The sequence below is a fragment of the Methyloglobulus sp. genome, from assembly GCF_964779595.1.
In genome coordinates, this window is the sequence record NZ_CBAROL010000006.1 from 75,062 (window position 1) to 95,233 (window position 20,172).

Here is a 20,172-nt window from a genome sequence, read left to right on the forward strand (position 1 = left end):
GGATTTCGGAAAGGATGTAAACAAACTGCCATCCGTGACCAATTCGATTTTGACCGACATTTTGAGTATATCCACTATAATCGCGCCAAACCCGCTGCATTTGTTTACGATCTGTTAATTTATATGGAATTCAAACTCACCCATCAGGACGGTCATGCCCGTCGAGGCCAGCTAACCTTAACCCACGGTATTGTAGAAACCCCGATCTTTATGCCAGTTGGTACTTACGGCGCGGTAAAGTCACTCACGCCAGATGATCTCTTAAGCCTGAACGCGCAGATTATTTTAGGCAATACCTTCCACCTCATGCTACGTCCAGGTACGGAGGTAATCAAAGCGCATAAGGATTTGCACGGTTTTATGAACTGGCAAAAACCTATCCTCACTGATTCCGGTGGTTTTCAGGTGTTCAGCCTGGGTGCGTTAAGGAAAATCACCGAGCAAGGGGTGACGTTCAAATCCCCAATAAACGGTAGCAAGATTTTTATGGGACCGGAAGAATCCATGCAGGTGCAGCGGGATTTAGGTTCTGATATTGTGATGATATTCGATGAATGTACACCGTATCCCGCAACAGTGGATGAAGCAGCAAGCTCTATGCGCTTGTCTTTACGCTGGGCGCAGCGCAGTAAAGCCGCGCATGGCGACAACCCAAATGCTTTGTTTGGGATTGTGCAAGGCGGTATGTACGAGCATCTTCGGCAAGAATCCATCAACGGCTTGGTTGACATCGGTTTTGATGGTTATGCCATCGGCGGCTTGTCGGTGGGTGAGCCTAAAGAAGAAATGATGCAAACCCTGGATGCCATACACAGAAAAATGCCGGTCGATAAGCCCCGTTATCTGATGGGCGTTGGTACGCCAGAGGATTTAGTTGAAGCGGTCAGGCGCGGTATCGACATGTTCGATTGTGTGATGCCCACACGCAATGCCCGTAATGGGCATTTGTTCACGACTTTTGGTGTGGTGAAAATCCGAAATAGCCAATACGAATTCGATACCAATCCAATCGACGAGAGTTGTACGTGTTATACCTGCCGCAATTATTCCCGCGCCTATTTGCGCCATTTGGATAAGTGTAAGGAAATGCTGGGTTCAAGGCTTAATACCTTGCATAACCTTCATTACTATCTCAGCCTCATGCAAGGTTTGCGTGAATCCATAGAAAAAAAAGAGTTAGAGCTTTTTGTCAAACGGTTTTACCAACAACGAGGAAAAGTTGTACCAGTTGTGTCATAATAGGCGATTATCTATTAACACGAATAAAATCTGAGGGTAACATGAGTTTCTTTATTTCCGACGCTTTAGCCACCACACCCGCTATCCAACAACCTGGCATGGAAGGTTTGTTGTTTCCAGCAGGTATTTTGGTGTTCTTTTATTTTCTGTTCCTGCGACCACAAGCCCAGCGTTCAAAAGAAAAAAAACAAATGATTGCAGCGATGGGTAAAGGTGTTGAAGTCGTCACATCGGGCGGAATTTTGGGTAAAGTGGTTGATTTAGATGATAATTTCGTTAAATTGGAAGTTAGCGATAATATCTTTATCCAAGTGCAACGCCAAAGTATAGAAACCATGATGCCTAAAGGAACGTATAAGGCAGTCACTAAAAAGGCCAATACCTAACAAATAGCATTACACCGCTGGGTTTACTTAAGAAAAAAACGTAAATCCCCGCGCAGATCAATTGATGGAATAACACATGCAAAATCATTACCCTTTTTGGAAAAATCTATTAATACTGGGTATTTTCCTCATCAGCCTGATTTATTCGTTACCCAACCTATTTGGTGAAGACCCTTCTGTTCAAGTGTCATCCACCAGTAGCTTAACTCAGGAGCAAGCCAGCAAGATCGAATCTACTATCAAAACGAGTGGCGTGACTTCAAAAGCATTTGAATTTAAAGACGGTAGGATTCTGGTGCGTTTTAAAAATACCGATGATCAGTTAAAAATCGCTGACTTGCTTAGGGATCAAATGGGTGGCGATGCGACGGTAGCATTAAACCTTGCACCCACTACGCCTGCATGGTTACAGAATATCGGTGCTGATGCCATGTATCTGGGCTTGGATTTGCGCGGTGGCGTACACTTCTTGCTCGAAGTCGATATGGATGCAGCGGTAAGCCAAGCGGAAGAACGGTACACGGAAGATTTGCGCTTGGCAATGCGCGATAAGAAGATACGTTACCTGTCGGTATCTAAAGATACTGATTTTATAAAGCTTAAATTGAAATCAGCCGAAGATAAGGCTGCTGTTTTCGATATGTTAAGCAAAGATTTTAAGGGCTTGCAAGTTACTGAGCCACCCGAACAAGACCAGCTCTGGCTAAAAATGTCCGAAGCTGATGCGCGTGAAGTCAAAAAATTCGCTGTCGCTCAGAATATGACCACCTTACGTAATCGTGTCAATGAATTGGGTGTAGCGGAGCCCGTGATTCAGCAGCAAGGTGACAATCGAATCGTTGTGCAATTGCCCGGTGTACAAGATACCACCCGCGCCAAAGAAATTTTGGGTACGACCGCTACTTTAGAATACCGCCTGGTCGATGTTGAACACGACGTACAAAAAGCGGTTGAAGGTCATGTGCCGGTAGGCAGCAAGTTGTATTTCGATAAAAACAAAAGTCCGGTACTGCTAGACAAGCGCGTCATCGTAACTGGCGATCAAATTGTCGATGCGTCATCCGGTATGGATCAGGATGGACGACCAGCAGTCTTTATCTCCTTGAACGGAGTGGGTGCAGCAAAAATGGGTAAGTTGACCCAGGCTAATATCGGCAAACCGATGGCAGTCGTGTTTATCGAAAACAAGGTCGAGACCAACGTTGAAAATGGTCAAAAAGTGCGCCATAAAGAAAAGTTAGAAAAAGTTATCAGTGTGGCGACTATCCAAGGCGCGTTTAGCAAACGCTTTCAGACTACGGGTTTAGATAGTCCACAAGAAGCGCGAAACTTGTCATTGTTGCTTCGTGCTGGTGCCTTGGCTGCGCCGATAGATATAGTTGAAGAACGCACGGTAGGCCCTAGCTTGGGACAAGACAACATCAATAAAGGTGTTTTATCGTTTGTGGTGGGCTTTGTGCTGGTCGTTTTACTGATGGCGGGTTATTACAAAGTCTTCGGTATGATTGCCGATGTGGCGTTAGCCTTTAACGTGGTTATTGTTGTGGCTATTTTATCGATGCTACAGGCGACGTTGACCTTACCCGGTATTGCGGGGATTATATTAACCGTCGGTATGTCCGTTGATGCTAACGTATTGATATTTGAGAGGATACGTGAAGAGCTAAGGAATGGCGTGTCACCACAAAGTGCTATCTATATGGGCTATGACAGAGCGTGGGGGACGATCCTGGATTCGCACGTCACCAACTTGGTGGTCGCTGTGGTGTTATTTGCCTTTGGTACAGGTTCGGTCAAGGGTTTTGCAGTGACGCTTATTATCGGGATTTTGTCCTCCATGTTTACTGCTATTGCCGGCACACGGATGGTCATCAACTGGGTTTATGGCAACCGCAGGGTTGAGAAATTATCCATCTAAATAAGTATTTAGCATAATTCCGAAGCGACTAAACAATTATGAAAAAATCACACATAAATTTTATTGGTAACCGAAAAATTGCGATGACCTTTTCCGGCATTCTAATGGTGATAGCGATAGCCTCACTGGCGATACGCGGCTTGCAGATGGGCATTGATTTTACGGGAGGAACATTAATTGAGGTCGGTTATGAACAAACTGCTGACTTGACGGCACTACGCAAAACCTTGGATGATTCGGGTTTTAAGAACGCGACTGTGCAGAATTTCGGTACCTCTAAAGATGTCCTGATTCGCCTGAAACTTGAAGAAGGTGTGAACAGTGCGGATTTGAGTACAAAAGTGCTGGAAGCCATCAACAAAAACGCGTCCACACCTACACCTGCCAAGCTGCGCCGTGTCGAGTTTGTGGGGCCGCAAGTCGGTGACGACCTTGCAGAGGATGGGTTTTTGGCCTTGCTGTACTCGACGATAGCCATTTTGATTTATATTTCATTACGTTTTGAATGGAAATTTTCAGTAGGTGCAATTATTGCTACCTTTCATGATGTGATCGTGACCTTGGGCGTATTCTCAGTATTCGCCTTGGAGTTCGATCTGACAGTGTTGGCGGCCATTCTTGCTCTGATCGGTTATTCCCTCAACGATACCATCGTCGTTTATGACCGGATTCGGGAGAACTTTAGGAATATGCGTAAGACTTCTACCGAAGACATCATGAATATTGCGGTGAATGACACATTAAGCCGTACCATCATGATTTCGATGACTGTATTTCTGGTACTCGTTTCCCTGTTTTTCTTAGGGGGAGAGGTCATCCATAACTTTTCCATAGCTTTATTATTTGGAGTGGTTTTCGGTACGTATTCATCCATTTTTATCGCCAGCCCTGCGGCCTTGATGCTAGGGATCAGTGCTGAAGATTTGATTGTACCTATCAAAGAAGGTGCTGAATTAGATAGGATGCCTTAATTCAAAGGCTATTCGGATAGTCGGATCAGATATAATAAATACTATTTTTAATTGTTCAATTGGAGTTTCAAAAACACATGGCGATAGAACGCACTTTCTCAATCATCAAGCCGGATGCTGTTGCAAAAAATGTTATCGGTGAGATTTATAGCCGCTTTGAAAAAAATGGTTTAAACATTGTTGCCGCAAAAATGTTGCATTTAACCCAAGCGCAAGCAGAAGGCTTTTATGCCGAACACAAAGAGCGCGGATTTTTTAAAGATTTAGTCGCGTTTATGGTTTCAGGTCCAGTCATTATGCAGGTTTTGGAAGGCGAAAATGCTGTCCTTAAGCACCGTGAAATCATGGGTGCAACCAACCCAAAAGAAGCTGCGGCTGGCACTATACGCGCTGATTTTGCCAACAGCATCGACGAAAATGCTGTGCATGGCTCTGATGCGGTTGCAACAGCTCAACGGGAAATTGCTTACTTTTTCTCAGACAATGAACTCTGCACTCGCACCCGTTAAACAAAAATCCTTGAATTTGCTGGATCTTGACAGAGCAGGCTTAGCGGTCTTCTTTGTCGGATTAGGTGAAAAGCCTTTCCGTGCCACCCAATTATTGAAATGGGTTTATCAAGAAGATGTCGTTGACTTCGATTTGATGACCAATTTCAGCAAATCACTGCGTTCTTATCTGAGCGAAAACTGCCATATAACGGCACCTGAAATCGTGTTGGAAAAGATCGCCAGTGACGGCACACGTAAGTGGGTGGTGCAGACTGGCTGCGGTAATAAGATTGAAACGGTGTTTATACCCGAAGAAAATCGAGGTACCTTATGCGTCTCGTCACAAGTCGGTTGTGCGTTGGCTTGTACGTTTTGCTCCACCGCCCAACAAGGCTTTAACCGCAATTTGACCACGGCGGAAATTATCGGTCAGCTTGTGGTTGCCCAACAGCGTTTGGGTAAAGAAAAAAAGATTACCAATGTGGTCATGATGGGTATGGGTGAGCCACTGCTGAATTTTGATAATGTCGTTGCCGCCATGAATTTAATGATGGATGACTTTGCGTACGGCATTTCCAAGCGGCGGGTGACCATCAGCACATCGGGCGTAGTGCCTGCCATGTACCGATTGACAGAAGTCTGCGATGTCAGCTTGGCGGTATCTTTACACGCAGTAACTGACGAGTTGCGGGATGAGTTAGTCCCTATCAACAAAAAATATCCGCTAAAAGAATTGCTGGAAGCTTGTCGGGATAATGCCAAAATTGCTCCACGTCGCACTATTACGTTTGAATACGTTATGCTAAATGGTATTAACGATTCAATCGAAGATGCACACGGTCTGGTTGAATTACTCAAAACCGTACCATCAAAACTGAATTTGATACCCTTTAATCCGTTTCCCAATTCCAATTACACTTGTTCCAGTAATAATGCGATTCATCGGTTTAAGACTTTATTGAACGATGCTGGCATTGTGACAACGGTAAGAAAAACCCGTGGTGAAGATATTGATGCCGCCTGTGGGCAATTGGTTGGACAAGTGGCAGATAAAAGCCGTAGACATCTTAAATTAAAAACAGTGGGTGTTGAACATGCTGCGTAAATACAGTTATATGATGACACGCTGTGCTTTTGTGCTGCTGGCAATAAGCCTATCAGCCTGTTCCTGGTTTTCAAGTAGCTCTGCGGGAAAGCCTACGGATACTTATCTACAGCTAGGTATCCGGTATATGGATCTAAATAAGTTGGAATTGGCTAAGGAAAATCTACTAAAAGCGTTGGAAAAAGAATCCGATAATGCACGGGCGCACAGTGCTTTGGCTGTTTTGTATGAAAAAATCAATCATTTTGACCAAGCGAAACAGCATTATGATGCAGCTTTGAGCATATCACCCGATGATATAGGCATACAAAATAATTACGGCAAGTTTTTATGCGACCGTAGGCAATTCGATAGAGGTTTGGTGCTGCTGACCCAGGCAACATCTAATCTGTTAAATGACAGGCCGTGGATGGCATTGACCAATGCTGCGCGTTGTCATCTAGGCATGGGGCAACGTCCGCAAGCGGTCACGTTACTCAAGCAGGCGTTAGATATGAACGGTCAGTATTCGGCAGCTTTGTTCGAAATGCAAAAAATCAGCTATCAATTGGGCGATTACAAGGCGGCAGAAGATTACTTGCAGCGCTATTTGGGGGAAGCCAATCATACCGCTGAAACCCTGTGGCTGGGCATACAAACCGAGCAGGCATTAGGTAATATGTCACTTGCTAATGAGTACCGAAACTTGTTGCTGGATAAGTTTCCACTGTCAAACGAAGCCAAACAAGTCTCTGGTATCCGATAATCAAACATCCGCTAAATGGCCTCTAATATTCAAGCAGTTCGTGGGATGCACGATGTACTCCCCGACCAAACCGCGCTTTGGCAATATGCTGAAGGCATTATCAGAGAAGTGCTGTCCAGCTATGGCTACAGCGAAATCCGCTTGCCTATTGTAGAGAAAACCGAATTATTCAAACGCTCTATCGGCGAAGTCACCGATATTGTTGAAAAAGAAATGTACACCTTTGATGATCGCAATGGCGACTCGTTAACGCTAAGACCAGAAGGCACGGCGGGATGTTTGCGGGCTTGCCTAGAACATGGTTTGCTGCATCACCAAACCCATAGGTTATGGTATTACGGCCCCATGTACCGGCATGAAAGACCGCAGAAAGGCCGTTATCGGCAATTTATCCAATTAGGTGTAGAAACCTACGGCATGTCAGGGCCCGATATTGATGCGGAATTGATCCTGTTGATGCACCGCTTATGGCAAAAGCTGGGCATCCGCGATAAGGTCAGCTTGCAATTGAATTCCTTGGGTACAATTGCCGAGCGTTTGGCTTATCGGGAAGTGTTGGTGGCTTATTTTCAGCACCATAAGGAAGGCTTGGACGAAGACAGCCTCCGCAGGTTGAACACCAATCCGTTACGTATTTTAGACAGCAAAAATCCTGAACTGAAAGACATTATTGCTAATGCCCCAGAATTGATGGCTTACTTAGGTTCTGAAAGTTTGGCGCATTTTAAGGCTATCACCACAACCTTGGAAGATTTAGGTGTGGCATATCAGATCAATACCCGATTAGTACGTGGCTTGGATTATTACAGCAAAACGGTTTTTGAATGGGTAACTGACGAGCTGGGTTCCCAAGGTACTGTTTGTGCGGGCGGCCGTTATGACGGTCTTATCGAACAATTAGGAGGTAAACCGAATCATGCCGTGGGTTTTGCAATGGGCATGGAGCGTTTATTGGCCTTGCTGGAATTGCGTGATGATCTTCCCGTAACAAAATCGGTTGATGCTTATATGATACGGGTAGGCGAGAAAGCAGAACGGGAAGGTCTGCGTTTTGCAGAAACGATTAGGAACGAGTTCCCAACGCTAAAATTGCAATTATCTGCTGATGGTGGCAGTTTTAAAAACCAGTTTAAAAAAGCCGACAAGGTCGGTGCAGAATTCGCCATTATTCTCGGTGATGACGAAGTTGATCGTGGCGAAGTAGGCATCAAGTGCTTAAGAAATGAGCTTGCCCAGCAAACCATGCCGCAAAGTCAGGCGATCAGTTTTTTGCAACAGCAACTGCAAATAAATCAGTAAGCAAATTAGTTTTTAATCTGCGCGTTAATTGTGCAGAATATGAATGATAGAATCCCCTAGTAATTTAGAAAACAGAGAGCAGCAGTGGCAATTTACGATACAGAAGAAGAGCAACTTGAAGCCGTAAAAGGCTGGTGGAAGGAAAACGGCACATCAACAGTTGTAGGCATAGCGATAGGTATTGCCATTATTGTTGGTTGGAACTACTGGCGTGAACACAAGCAAGACCAAGCAAACCAGGCTTCGGCAGTTTATGACCAATTACTTAAAGCCGCTGAAACCGATCAAAAAGAGTCGGTAGATAAACTGGCTAAACGCTTACAAGAGCAGTTTGTAAACAGTAATTATGCGGCTTATGGCGGTTTGTTTCAGGCGAAAGTCAAGGTTCAGCAGGGTGATATTGCCGCTGCCAAAGAAATCCTGAAAAAAATTGCTGCTGGCAAAGATAAGGAATTAAGCCATATCGCCAAAATCAGATTGGTCAAACTAATGCTGGCAAGCGGTGAATACGAGCAAGGCTTGCAAGTTATTAACGATGTCGACCAAGCGGCGGCAGCAAAATTTTCCGATAACTACGATGAATTAGTAGGGGATTTATATGTGGCATTAGACCGTTTGGATGAAGCCCGTACCGCGTACCAAAAAGCCCTAAAAAATGGTTATCAATCGCCGTTGTTGCAACTTAAAATCAACGATCTGACATCACCAGAAAAAGTCGAAATTAAAAAATAATGCATTTTTTCCCTCGTTTAATCATTCTGTCCTTACTAATCCTCCTGACCTTGTCGGGTTGTTCCGCTATGGATTGGGCGAGTGAGTCCATGTCCGGCATCAAGGATTATTTTACGGGTGGTGCTGACAATGCCGATCCGCCCAATGTGCTGGTCGAATATACGCCGGAAATTCAAGCCGAAGTGCTTTGGAAAGAAAGCGTGGGCGTGGGTACGGATGAACAAACCTTAAAGTTAGTTCCCGCTATCGCAAGTGGCAGGATTTTTGCTGCGGATAGGGATGGACTGGTGCAAGCCAGGGATTTGAGTACAGGTAAGCTGGCCTGGGAAGCGGAAATTGAAGACCAAAATGAAGACCAAGTGCATTTTTCCGGTGGACCAGGGGTAGGTGCTACAACGGTAATCATAGGTACTAATGATGCGGAAGTTATCGCATTGAATATTGATAACGGAACGCAACTTTGGAAGACCACGGTATCCAGTGAGGTATTATCTGTTCCCGTAATTTCGGGTGGCATCGTTATATTACGCACTACCGATGGCTCGGTGATTGCACTGAATGAAAAGACCGGGCAAAAAGTCTGGAGCTACGAACACAACGTGCCAGCCTTAACGGTGCGCGGTACGGGTGCGCCGTTAATCATTGAAGACACCATTATAGAAGGTTACGACAACGGCAAATTAATGGCGTTGCGCTTGGAAGACGGCAAATATGTCTGGGAATCCAGTGTTACCATCCCAAAAGGTCGGTCAGAGGTTGAGCGTTTAGTCGATATTGACGTTGATCCCATCGAATCTCGGGGAGTTATCTATACCGCAAGTTATAACGGCGGTACTGCTGCTGTTTCGATTTTGGACGGCGATGTATTGTGGCGCAATGAAGCCGTTTCCTCGCATACTGGCTTAAGTCAAGATGAGCAATACCTGTATATTTCCAATTCAGCCGGACATGTGCTACAACTGGATAAGCGTACTGGCTCGTCTTTGTGGGAGCAAAAAGATTTGCACGGACGAAAACTGACATCCCCCGTCGCTTACCAAGGTAATGTTGTGGTCGGTGATATTGAAGGCTACGTCCATTGGTTAAGCAGCACCGATGGCCGTCAGCTTGCCCGTGTGCAAGTAGCGGGTGATGCCATTGATGCCAAGCCTGTTGTGGTCGGTGATACCGTTTATATTTATGCCAAAGACGGTACCTTAGCCGCCCTAAAAGCCCAGTAGTATGTTACCAGTCATCGCCTTAGTAGGCCGTCCCAATGTGGGAAAATCGACTTTATTCAATTACTTAACCCGCACCAGAGAAGCGCTAGTCGCCGATTTTCCTGGACTAACGCGGGACAGACAATATGGTCGTCTAAAACACGGCAACAGACCTTGTCTGATCGTCGATACTGGCGGTATCGCGGATGATGCCGCAGGTATAGAAAGCCTCGCACGTAAGCAGGTGCAAATCGCGCTGGAAGAAGCCGACATCGTATTTTTTATGGTCGATGCGCGTGAAGGCTTAAGCGCATCAGATAAAGTCATTGCCGAGACTTTGCGGAAACTCGCCAAGCCCGTAATTTTAGTGACTAACAAAATTGACGGTCTCGATGCCAGTATAGTCATGGCTGATTTTTATTCCTTAGCGTTGGGTGAGCCGATTGCTTGTTCGGCAGCACACGGACGCGGTATCCCCGAATTGTTGGAAAGGGCAAATGAGCTATTGCCGCCCGATGTTGAAGCCGTTGATGAAAATCAAGGTGGTATAGGCATTGCTGTTGTCGGTAGACCCAATGTGGGCAAATCAACCTTGGTCAATCGCTTATTAGGTGAAGAACGGGTTATCGTATTTGATGAGCCTGGCACTACCCGTGACAGCATTTATATTCCGTTTGAGCGTAACGGTAAAAAATTTACTCTGGTGGATACCGCAGGTATGCGCCGCCGTGCCAGGGTTTCTGAAGTAATCGAAAAATTTAGCATTATCAAATCTTTGCAAGCGATTGAAAAATCGCATGTCGTCATTTTTTTGATTGATGCCAGCGAAGGTATTACCGACCAAGACGCGCATTTACTGGGCTTGGTATTGGAAGCGGGTAGGGCGTTGATTATCGGATTGAATAAGTGGGACGGATTAAGTGTCAACCAAAAAACCACGATACAACGGCAACTTGACTTAAAACTCTCCTTCCTAGAATTTGCTGAAAAACACCCTATCTCGGCATTGCATGGTAGCGGCGTAGGCAAATTGTTTGATGTCGTCCACACCTTGTACGAATCAGCGATGGTCAATATGGGAACGCCGCTACTGACCCGAATCCTCAAAGAAGCCACTGAGGCGCATCAGCCGCCTTTAGTTGGCACTCGCCGCATTAAATTGAAGTACGCGCATCAAGGTGGACGCAATCCACCTGTAGTCATTATCCACGGCATACAAACCGACGCATTGCCGCTTTCTTACAAGCGCTATCTGACCAATTATTACCGAACTAAATTGCATTTGTCCGGCACGCCGATACGTTTGGAGTTTAAATCGCCAATCAATCCATTCCACGGACAAAAAAATAAACTCAGTGATAAGCAAGTAGAAAAACGCAAACGCTTAGTTAGACGAATGAAAACCAAGCAATAAGCTAATCGGCAAAACAGTCTTTTAACCTAAGAGGGATACATCATGGCTAGCATTAAATTTCAGGGCAATCCGCTTCATACGTCAGGTGAATTACCCTCAGTCGGTAGCAAAGCACCGGATTTCACGCTGGTTAACGGCAAATTGGCAGATGTTACCTTAGCCACGTATGCTGGCAAAAAGAAAGTTCTGAATATCGTCCCTAGCCTGGATACACCGACTTGTGCAATGTCCACCCGCAAATTCAATGAAAAAGCGAGCAAGCTGGATAACACTGTCGTACTGGTCGTATCTGCCGATTTGCCCTTCGCTCAATGCCGTTTTTGTGAAACAGAAGGCTTAACCGACGTTATTCCATTATCCACCTTCCGTTCCAGCTTTTCAGACGATTACGGTGTCACTTTAACGGATACCATTCTCGCTGGATTAACCGCTCGCGCTATTGTCATCCTCGGCGAAGACGATAAAGTGCTGTACACACAACTGGTCGATGAGCTCGCCAACGAGCCAGACTACGATAGTGCTTTAGCGGCTTTATAATATTTTCAGACTGAGATACGGCAAGACGAAGAGGGTAATTAGATCAAAAATGTGAACTGCGTCACAAAAATAGCATTTCATGTGAATGCCAAATTCCAAAATGTGAGCTGATTCACAAAAACGAATTCAAGCCTATGCCACAATTCACCTGGGAGTTTTTTTAATTCCCTCTTTGTTAGTAAGCTACTCGAAAGCCGACCCAACGGACGGGAAGGCTTTTTTTCGTACAAAACAACCCAATAAAAAGCGTTAAGCACTAAAATAGGCAGACTGTCTGCCAACCGATTGCTTATCGTGCTAAATATCATCTGGATTACCTTCTTCCTCGCCGCATTTTGCACTGCCTTAATCAAACTGGTTTTTTTTGGCGATCAGCAAGTCTTTGGCTTATTGATGGAAGCCTTGTTCAGTCAAGCCAAAGCTGCATTTGAAATTTCATTAGGTTTAACGGGCGTTCTGTCCTTGTGGTTAGGCATTATGCAAATCGGCGAACGCAGTGGCTTCATCCAGTTATTAACCCAATTTCTTACGCCTTTGTTCAGTAAATTGATGCCCGATGTCCCGAAAGGTCATCCTGCTTTAGGCGCAATTGTCATGAATATTTCCGCCAATATACTCGGCTTAGACAATGCCGCCACGCCTTTAGGCATTAAGGCGATGAAAGAATTACAGACGCTAAACCCTAGCCCCGATACCGCCAGCAATGCCCAAATCCTGTTCTTGGTCATCAACACGGCGGGTGTGACCTTATTTCCGGTAACGATTTTGACTTACCGCGCCCAGTTGGGTGCAGCCAACCCTAGCGATGTCTTCATCCCGATTTTGATTGCCACTTATATGTCTACATTAACAGGCTTATTGGCTGTGGCTTGGGTGCAAAAAATCAATTTGCTGGATAAGGTCGTCATGGCTTATCTGGCCGGATTTTCCTTGATTGTAGGCGGCTTGCTCGCATATTTTACCCATTTGCCTCAGCAAGAAATGCTGGCGCAATCCGCCTTGATGAGCAATGTCATTTTGTTTTCGTTAGTCATCACCTTTATTTGTGGTGCCATTTACAAAAAAGTGAATGCCTACGATGCCTTTATTGACGGCGCGAAAGAAGGTTTCCAGACGGCGATTACGATCATCCCGTATTTGGTTGCCATGTTGGTGGCAATCGGCGTGTTTCGGGCGAGCGGTGCATTGGATTTGTTGGCGGACGGCGCACGTTCTATCGTACATAAGTTCAACATGGATGACCGCTTTGTCGATGCCTTACCGACGGCACTCATGAAGCCTTTTAGCGGCAGTGGAGCCAGAGCGATGATGATCGACACCATGAAAACCCACGGTGCGGATTCGTTTGCCGGTAGGCTGTCGTCCATAGTGCAAGGCAGCACCGAAACCACTTTTTACGTGCTGGCGATTTACTTTGGGTCGGTGGGGATCAAGCATATTCGCCATGCCGCTACTTGTGGGATAATAGCCGACTTTGGCGGCATAATCGCCGCCATTTTTGTGGCTTATTGGTTTTTTGGTTAAGCAAATGATCGTTCATCCTTCGACAATACGTTGGGATGAACTCGTGAACGCGTTTTGCCTCGGTTTATCCGATGAACTAAATAAACTGTACAAGACTTCTTAAAAGTTAGGGTAAAATCGGGCATCTAAAATAAATTTTTAATGAGTGACTTTTGTGGCAATTACAAGAATTTTAGCTCAAAGCGCTAAGCAATTGGACGAACGTCCTTTCCCGCCCCCTTCGATACAAAAATTTAAATTTATAGATTTATTTGCTGGCATTGGCGGCTTTAGGCTTGCAATGCAGTCAATTGGCGGAGTATGCCAATTTTCAAGCGAATGGGATAAATTTGCCCAAATAACCTATGAAACAAATTTTGGCGAAGTTCCAGAAGGTGACATACGACCAATTTCGGAAAAAGATATTCCTGAACATGATGTGCTTTGTGGCGGTTTCCCTTGCCAGCCTTTCAGCCTTGCCGGTGTATCCGCAAGAAACGCACTGAACACAGCGCATGGCTTTGATTGCGAAATTCAGGGAACACTTTTTTTTGACATAGCCCGTATAGTCGCTGAAAAGCGTCCTAAGATTGTCTTTTTAGAAAATGTAAAAAATCTTGTTAACCATGATAAAGGTAAAACTTTCAGCGTAATACAAAAAACAATGCTTAAGTTGGGGTATTCATTCAACTATCAGTTAATAAATGCTGAATGCGTTGTCCCTCAAAAAAGAGTACGATGTTATATTGTTTGTTTGAGAGACACATCTGAAAAATTTGAATTCCCCACCTTCGAAGGTGAACCGCAACCATTAAAATTAATCCTTGATAAGAAAGTTGAAGCAGAGTACACAATATCCGATAGGTTATGGGCTGGTCATCAGAGAAGAACAATCACGAATCTTGAAAGAGGAACTGGTTTTACAGCATTTTGTGTTGACATAAACAAACCCGCAAACACCTTGGTCGCTCGATATGGGAAGGACGGAAAGGAATGTCTGATTCCCCAGGAAGGTAAAAATCCGAGAATGCTAACTCCCCGTGAGTGTGCACGACTGCAAGGTTTTCCTGAGAACTTCCTCATACCTGTTGCCAAAACCGCAGCCTATAAACAGTTTGGCAACTCAGTAGCACTTCCCGTTGTTAAAAAAATTGCGGATAAAATAGAAGCTTATTTATAGAAACTATAAAAATGAAATTTGGAATAAGTCAAAAGATTAAGTTTGGCTCAGATGAAGGTTCATATTCAATAGTCACTGAAAGGGAACATTTCGATTCCCAAATAACAGCAACAGATTCGGAAGCAGAATTGTTGCTTAACTTTTTTGGCAGAGAAAATATAAATATAGGGAATGTAGCCTCTGATAAGGCAAAGTCAGGCAAAAACTTTAAGCTGTCTCCGCAAGGAAAAAGTATTACCCTAAATCTTGTTTTTCCAAAGCCAAATAAAACCGAACTGCGCCTTTATCTATCGTCAACTGCTGGTTTTAAGCCAGAGCCGAATTTCGTCTGGTTTATGTTTATAAAAAATGGTGATTTATGGATTGGCAGTATGCCTGAAGCAGATTGGCGAAACGAAAACTCAATTATTATTTATGATGAAAGCGAGGAAATTTACCAGGATTCACTTGCTGAGCTTGATGAAATTAAAATTACTAACTTAAAAGCCCGTGATGTCTTTGCAAGAGACAGAAATCTTGCTATTAAGCGAATTCAGCTTGAAAAATATACTTGCGAATACGACCCGTCACACAACCTCTTTGATTCAAGGCATACAAAACTGCCTTATCTTGAGGCACACCATTTGATTCCAATTTCTTTGCAAAAAGAAATAGTTCAAAAGCTTGATGTAATAGAAAACATTTTTAGCCTTTGCCCTTTTTGTCATAGGGCAATACATCATGCAAACATAGATTTAACAAGAAAAATCATTAATCGTCTTGTTGACAAAAGACCTCAAGTTACAGGCATCATAAATCTTCAAATAGTAGATTTTTATAGGCTTTATTCTGTTGAGGATATTTGTTAAAGGGTCTAGCCTCGTAGAGCGACTGTCCGATGGTTAGCAAATTCCTTACACAAATTCTATAACTTAATGAAAATCCATTTAAAAACATTAGGCTGCCGCCTGAACGAAGCAGAACTGGAAACCTGGGCGCAGGCTTTCCAAAAGCACGTAGGGCGGGTTAGGCGCATATTTCCGCCATGCTTAAGCTGCAAATTGCGGTTGGGTGCGCCGTAACCCGCCGCTTTTGATTTCTGAAACGCACAATGGCGGATTACGCCACGCCCAAAGAACAGCAGTCTATTGAAGTCTGGTGATTTTGCGTGGCTAATCCGCCCTACAACACTAAAGAATTTTGATGAAAGTCCATTTAAAAACATTAGGTTGTCGCCTAAATGAAGCCGAATTGGAAACCTGGGCGCAGGCTTTCCAAAAATACGGTCATCAAGTGACCCGCCAAGCCGAAACGGCCAACCTGATCGTCATCAATTCTTGCGCCGTCACCCAGGATGCCGCCAGGAAGTCTCGGCATTTGATCCGTAAAGTCCACCGCGAAAACCCATCGGCAAAATTAGTTGTCAGTGGTTGCTATGCCACGTTAAACCAGCAGGAAGCGGAAGCTTTGCTCGGCGTGGATATGGTGGTCGGCAATAAGGATAAAGACCAGTTGGTCGATAAGGCTTTGTCTGAACTTAACCTGGACACCATGCCCACCATGTCTACAGAACCAGGGGCAATCTCCCTGTTTACCCGTGGACGGCAACGTGCTTTCGTGAAAGTGCAGGACGGCTGCCGTTACCGCTGCACCTTCTGCATTGTTACCGTGGCGCGCGGCGATGAAAAGAGCCGAACTGTACAGGAAGTAGTTGATGAAATTAATGCCTTACATCAGCAGAACATCAACGAAATTATCCTGACCGGCGTGCATCTGGGCGGTTATGGCAGCGATTTGGAGACCAACCTGACCGACCTGATCAAAGCCATTCTTAGCCAGACCGACGTACCGCGTATCAGGCTAGGTTCGCTTGAACCGTGGGAACTGAATAATGAGTTTTACCAACTCTTCGAAAATCCAAGGATAATGCCGCATTTACATTTGCCTTTACAAAGCGGCTCTGATTCCGTACTGCGGCGGATGGCGCGGCGTTGTAAAACGGAGGAATTCGCCGCTATTGTTGCCCGGTTAAGGCAACACAATCCGCACTTCAATATCACCACCGACATTATCGTCGGCTTTCCGGGTGAGACTGAAGAAGAATGGCAAGAAAGCATTAAGTTTATTCAGCAAGTCAGTTTTGGACATATCCATATTTTTAGTTATTCGCCTCGGGAAGGCACCAAAGCAGCAACCTTGTCTAATCCCGTGCCAGAGCCGATAAAAAAACACCGCAGCCAACAGTTACACCAATTAGGCGAGGACATGCGATTAAAGTTATATCGGGATAACTTGGGCATGACATATCCTGTTTTGTGGGAAGGTTATTCTGAACCTGTTGGTACAGAGATGCAGCGGGTATTTGGCTATACCCCCAACTACCTTAAAGTTGGCTGTGATATAAGTAATGACGTGATCCTCAAAAACAAGACAATCCCTGCAACCTTAAAAGCCATTAACGATTCCTTTATTTTGGCGGAATTAACTGAAGACTAGTTGCTAGGATAACCTAATCGTTGCTGTAGAAGCAGGTTGCTTCGGTTTAACTTACATTACAGAATGACAAACGCTTTACCCATCTTATACAGCTTCCGCCGCTGCCCTTATGCAATCAGGGCAAGATTAGCAATCGCGTATGCAGGTATTTCGGTCGAAATAAGGGAAGTTCAGTTAAAGCATAAGCCTGAGCAAATGCTGGTGATTTCTCCTAAAGGCACAGTACCAGTGTTGCAATTGCCCGATGGTAAGGTGATCGATGAAAGTCTGAACATCATGGACTGGGCATTGGCGCAACATGATCCCGAACACTGGCTGGATACAGGAGAAGAATCGGAAACGCTAATCGAGTGGAACGATGGCGACTTTAAAACTTACCTGGATCGCTACAAATACGCCGACCGCTACCCCGAATTTTCAGAAAGTTATTATAGGAAAGAGGGCGAAAAATTTTTGGTGGTGTTGGAAAAAAAACTTAGCCAAAATGCCTATTTAGGCGGCAGACATTTTTCAAGAGTGGATGCCGCTATTTTTCCTTTTATCAGGCAGTTTGCTGCGGTTGATAACTTGTGGTTTCAAGCTTCGGGTTTTCGGCAGCTTATTAACTGGTTAGATGCTTTGTTAGCATCGGAATTATTTTTAACTGTGATGAGTAAACATCCTAAGCAATATTGACAGTTAAGTTTTCGCGTCCCCCTCACTTATTGAGATTGGTGTTATTTGAACTTTCGTGAAAAATCCTTGTGGGCTTCTTCCGTTAATGTTTTGTAAGCATCCCTTATGTTTTCTTGCGAACTCTTCAATAAAAGGGCTTTTTCTTTAATTAGCTTTTCTTTTTCCGCATCTGTAGAGGCACTGGCAATTGCATTAGCCTTATCATTTGCAGATTCCACATCCTGCTTTGCTGAAGCAACCTTTTTATTGTAAGCAGAAAGTAGTTTCTCATAGGCTTTAGCGTCTTTCCCTTGAGCCTTAAGAACATCTATGCGTTTTTGGATACCAGAAGAAGTGGTATCAGCATCTGAAATAAGTTGATTTTCCCTTGCTGTAAGAATTTGCTCTTGCGCGACTACGACACTTTGCCGACTTTTTAACCATTCGGCCTTTATTTTTTCTGCAACATTTTTGATGTCTTGTTTGGTTGTACACTTATTTATCTCAGCTTTAAATGCCACAAACGTTTCAATTTCAGCATTAAGCTCAGAAAACATGGTTTTTCTTTCTGCATCGCCTAGACCATCCATGAATTCTATTTTGGCTTTAAAGGGGGAAAGTTGCTTTAGACGATTGTCTACCTGAGTTAACAGATAATTTTTGCCCTTACCAACCATTGCTTCTGCGGTGTCGAGATTATCCTTTACGCCACCTACGGAAAAACTGTTGTCATTTGGAATTACGTTTTTTTCTTCTGCTGCTTGGCTTAGTACTTTTGGTTTCATTCCAGTGTTTTTGTCTGCCTGGGCATTAGTAGCGTTGTTATTGCTTCCAGAGATATTACCTAAAAACGGAGAGGCAAAAAAAGCTGCCCCCAAAATAACGACTAAAAATAATGCTAATGAAAAATATTTCATAAAAAATACCTCAATTCCCAATATTAAGACCCTTAGGTCATCAATGTTTTGTACGGTTCACTAGTGCTTGCTATAAATATCATTGACATGAATCATATCATGCAATTCTTTACGTTTGATACCTTCCGAAACGCCGGAGAAACTGTACCTTCGTAACAGCTAACCGGTTTTCTTCTTTACGGTTAACGAGATTCTGGTCATTCGATGATCCTATTGTAGGCAAAACAACCATACTGGTTTTCATGGCTTCTTGGTGAAAAATTAATATAACTATTTGAAATAAATTAATTTTGTTATTAATGCTGATACGCTTATATCGGGTCGATTGGTTTGCTGGATGCGGGGGCGGATTGGATACCGACCCCGCAGTCAGTCAAATAATGACCTCTCTCAAGTTACCGTTTTCCTTTCCCAGTAAGAGACATGGTCATTGGTTGCTTAGAGAGATTACCCCACAGTTTCAGTGTTCCTGAGTAGGTTTTTCCAGGAACGTTCGGGCGGAAAGTAACTCTGAGCTTGCAGCTTCTGCCCACGCTGAGAGATATAGGACAGTTGCCTCTGGTAACGGTATACACCTTGCCCGATGTGTTTACAAAGGTAACTGGAAGCTTGACCCTTTGGTGGTTTGTTACAGTCACGGTCACGGTATGGTTAACTTTGACTTTCAATTTACCGAAATTCAGGCTAGTTGGTATGACCAACTTTTTAGCATTGATGCTCTGTGTGCCTGGAGCAGTTCCTACGCCTGTAACTGTCCCAGTTCCAATCACTGTCCCAGTAACGACTGTTCCCGTTCCAGTACTCGTGCCTGCGCTAGTACCAGTTCCGCTCATAAGTATGGTTCTGCTTCCTCCAGGCGCATTGTGCGCTATAACAAGCGTAGCCGCTTTTGCACCTACAGTGGTAGGCAGGAATGACATAGTAACTGAACAAGTGCCATTGGGTACTACAGCTCCACAAGTATTAGCCGATACCAAGAAGGCATTATCGCCCGTCACTGTTACATTTGAGACAACAAGTTCGGCAGTTCCGGTGTTTTTAACTATGACAGGCTTCGTAACAGCAGCTCCACCAGTATTCACTGAAGCGAAAGCCATTGAAGTAGTTGACACTGCTACCAACGGGGTCGCTCCAGTACCTGTGCCACCTGTGCCACCTGTGCCAGGTCCGCCGCTTAAATCGACAGTCGAAATGCCCCCATCTGCATTGTGGTTGATAACGAGTAAGGCCGTTTGAGATCCAGCCGTGGTTGGTGTGAACGTCACAGTGATGTTACATTCGCCAGCAGGTGTGATTGTTCCACAGGTAGTTGGAGCAATGGAGAAAGCTCCAGCATCAATGCCAGTTATAGAAATGCTTGAGACAAGGAGGTTGGCAGTATGTAATGGTCAAGTAAAACCGGACACT

General features: G+C 44.5%; 20 protein-coding genes and 1 pseudogene. 17 read left to right on the plus strand and 4 right to left on the minus strand.

Annotated elements, in window-relative coordinates; genetic code table 11:
• The first annotated feature begins 123 nt into the window (after positions 1 to 123).
• The 15 genes from tgt to AC1YY3_RS04215 all read left to right on the plus strand — a co-directional run bounded on the left by tgt (position 124) and on the right by AC1YY3_RS04215 (position 15,567).
• Positions 124 to 1,239 carry a tRNA guanosine(34) transglycosylase Tgt gene (gene tgt, locus AC1YY3_RS04145; RefSeq protein WP_481824570.1) on the plus strand — a complete coding sequence of 372 codons (1,116 nt, stop codon included), beginning with the start codon at positions 124 to 126 and terminating at the stop codon, positions 1,237 to 1,239.
• Between the two features lie 41 nt (positions 1,240 to 1,280).
• Positions 1,281 to 1,625 (plus strand): preprotein translocase subunit YajC, encoded by a 345-nt coding sequence (gene yajC / locus AC1YY3_RS04150; protein ID WP_481824553.1) that lies wholly within the window; start codon positions 1,281 to 1,283, stop codon positions 1,623 to 1,625.
• Positions 1,626 to 1,701: 76 nt separating this feature from the next.
• Entirely contained in the window at positions 1,702 to 3,543 is a 1,842-nt protein-coding gene (gene secD / locus AC1YY3_RS04155; protein WP_481824554.1) for a protein translocase subunit SecD, read from the plus strand.
• Between the two features lie 38 nt (positions 3,544 to 3,581).
• Positions 3,582 to 4,514, plus strand: coding sequence for a protein translocase subunit SecF (gene secF, locus AC1YY3_RS04160; RefSeq protein WP_481824555.1), 933 nt, complete (start codon positions 3,582 to 3,584; stop codon positions 4,512 to 4,514).
• A 77-nt stretch (positions 4,515 to 4,591) separates the two neighbouring features.
• Positions 4,592 to 5,023 carry a nucleoside-diphosphate kinase gene (gene ndk / locus AC1YY3_RS04165; protein WP_481824556.1) on the plus strand — a complete coding sequence of 144 codons (432 nt, stop codon included), beginning with the start codon at positions 4,592 to 4,594 and terminating at the stop codon, positions 5,021 to 5,023.
• Positions 4,998 to 6,110: a dual-specificity RNA methyltransferase RlmN gene (gene rlmN / locus AC1YY3_RS04170; protein WP_481824557.1), complete on the plus strand. Its 1,113-nt coding sequence runs from the start codon at positions 4,998 to 5,000 to the stop codon at positions 6,108 to 6,110. The genes ndk and rlmN overlap by 26 nt, the downstream gene beginning before the upstream one ends.
• Positions 6,100 to 6,855, plus strand: a complete 756-nt coding sequence (gene pilW / locus AC1YY3_RS04175) for a type IV pilus biogenesis/stability protein PilW (protein WP_481824558.1) — start codon at positions 6,100 to 6,102, stop codon at positions 6,853 to 6,855. Before rlmN ends, pilW begins: the two co-directional genes overlap by 11 nt.
• 15 nt (positions 6,856 to 6,870) lie before the next feature.
• Positions 6,871 to 8,154 (plus strand): histidine--tRNA ligase, encoded by a 1,284-nt coding sequence (gene hisS / locus AC1YY3_RS04180; RefSeq protein ID WP_481824559.1) that lies wholly within the window; start codon positions 6,871 to 6,873, stop codon positions 8,152 to 8,154.
• 84 nt (positions 8,155 to 8,238) lie between these two features.
• Positions 8,239 to 8,886: a YfgM family protein gene (locus AC1YY3_RS04185; protein WP_481824560.1), complete on the plus strand. Its 648-nt coding sequence runs from the start codon at positions 8,239 to 8,241 to the stop codon at positions 8,884 to 8,886.
• Entirely contained in the window at positions 8,886 to 10,106 is a 1,221-nt protein-coding gene (gene bamB / locus AC1YY3_RS04190; RefSeq protein WP_481824561.1) for an outer membrane protein assembly factor BamB, read from the plus strand. Before AC1YY3_RS04185 ends, bamB begins: the two co-directional genes overlap by 1 nt.
• A 1-nt stretch (position 10,107) precedes the next feature.
• Complete coding sequence (der, locus tag AC1YY3_RS04195) at positions 10,108 to 11,499, plus strand: ribosome biogenesis GTPase Der (protein WP_481824562.1); 1,392 nt, start codon at positions 10,108 to 10,110, stop codon at positions 11,497 to 11,499.
• Between the two features lie 42 nt (positions 11,500 to 11,541).
• Positions 11,542 to 12,036 carry a thiol peroxidase gene (gene tpx, locus AC1YY3_RS04200; RefSeq protein WP_481824563.1) on the plus strand — a complete coding sequence of 165 codons (495 nt, stop codon included), beginning with the start codon at positions 11,542 to 11,544 and terminating at the stop codon, positions 12,034 to 12,036.
• Positions 12,037 to 12,330: 294 nt separating this feature from the next.
• On the plus strand, positions 12,331 to 13,560 hold the full coding sequence (locus tag AC1YY3_RS04205) for a nucleoside recognition domain-containing protein (protein ID WP_481824564.1): 1,230 nt from the start codon (positions 12,331 to 12,333) through the stop codon (positions 13,558 to 13,560).
• A gap of 154 nt (positions 13,561 to 13,714) precedes the next feature.
• Positions 13,715 to 14,719, plus strand: coding sequence for a DNA cytosine methyltransferase (locus tag AC1YY3_RS04210; protein WP_481824565.1), 1,005 nt, complete (start codon positions 13,715 to 13,717; stop codon positions 14,717 to 14,719).
• 11 nt (positions 14,720 to 14,730) lie between these two features.
• Entirely contained in the window at positions 14,731 to 15,567 is an 837-nt protein-coding gene (locus AC1YY3_RS04215) for an HNH endonuclease (protein ID WP_481824566.1), read from the plus strand.
• A gap of 56 nt (positions 15,568 to 15,623) precedes the next feature.
• Here the strand turns inward: AC1YY3_RS04215 and AC1YY3_RS04220 are convergent, their stop codons facing one another.
• A complete protein-coding gene (locus AC1YY3_RS04220; protein ID WP_481824571.1) occupies positions 15,624 to 15,923 on the minus strand; it encodes a hypothetical protein in 300 nt (99 codons plus the stop codon).
• Between AC1YY3_RS04220 and mtaB the strand changes: the two genes are divergently transcribed.
• Entirely contained in the window at positions 15,902 to 17,194 is a 1,293-nt protein-coding gene (gene mtaB, locus AC1YY3_RS04225; RefSeq protein WP_481824567.1) for a tRNA (N(6)-L-threonylcarbamoyladenosine(37)-C(2))-methylthiotransferase MtaB, read from the plus strand. The two genes, AC1YY3_RS04220 and mtaB, sit on opposite strands and share 22 nt — an antisense overlap.
• Positions 17,195 to 17,257: 63 nt before the next feature.
• Positions 17,258 to 17,869 (plus strand): glutathione S-transferase, encoded by a 612-nt coding sequence (locus AC1YY3_RS04230; protein WP_481824568.1) that lies wholly within the window; start codon positions 17,258 to 17,260, stop codon positions 17,867 to 17,869.
• 41 nt (positions 17,870 to 17,910) lie between these two features.
• Here the strand turns inward: AC1YY3_RS04230 and AC1YY3_RS04235 are convergent, their stop codons facing one another.
• From AC1YY3_RS04235 to AC1YY3_RS04245, 3 genes and pseudogenes are all read right to left on the minus strand, one after another.
• Entirely contained in the window at positions 17,911 to 18,765 is an 855-nt protein-coding gene (locus AC1YY3_RS04235; RefSeq protein ID WP_481824569.1) for a hypothetical protein, read from the minus strand.
• 395 nt (positions 18,766 to 19,160) lie between these two features.
• A complete protein-coding gene (locus tag AC1YY3_RS04240; RefSeq protein WP_482194333.1) occupies positions 19,161 to 19,598 on the minus strand; it encodes an Ig-like domain-containing protein in 438 nt (145 codons plus the stop codon).
• Positions 19,596 to 20,132, minus strand: a pseudogene (locus tag AC1YY3_RS04245) (choice-of-anchor D domain-containing protein); the annotation flags it as partial. The pseudogene AC1YY3_RS04245 and the gene AC1YY3_RS04240, both read right to left, overlap by 3 nt.
• Between the last annotated feature and the right edge of the window lie 40 nt (positions 20,133 to 20,172).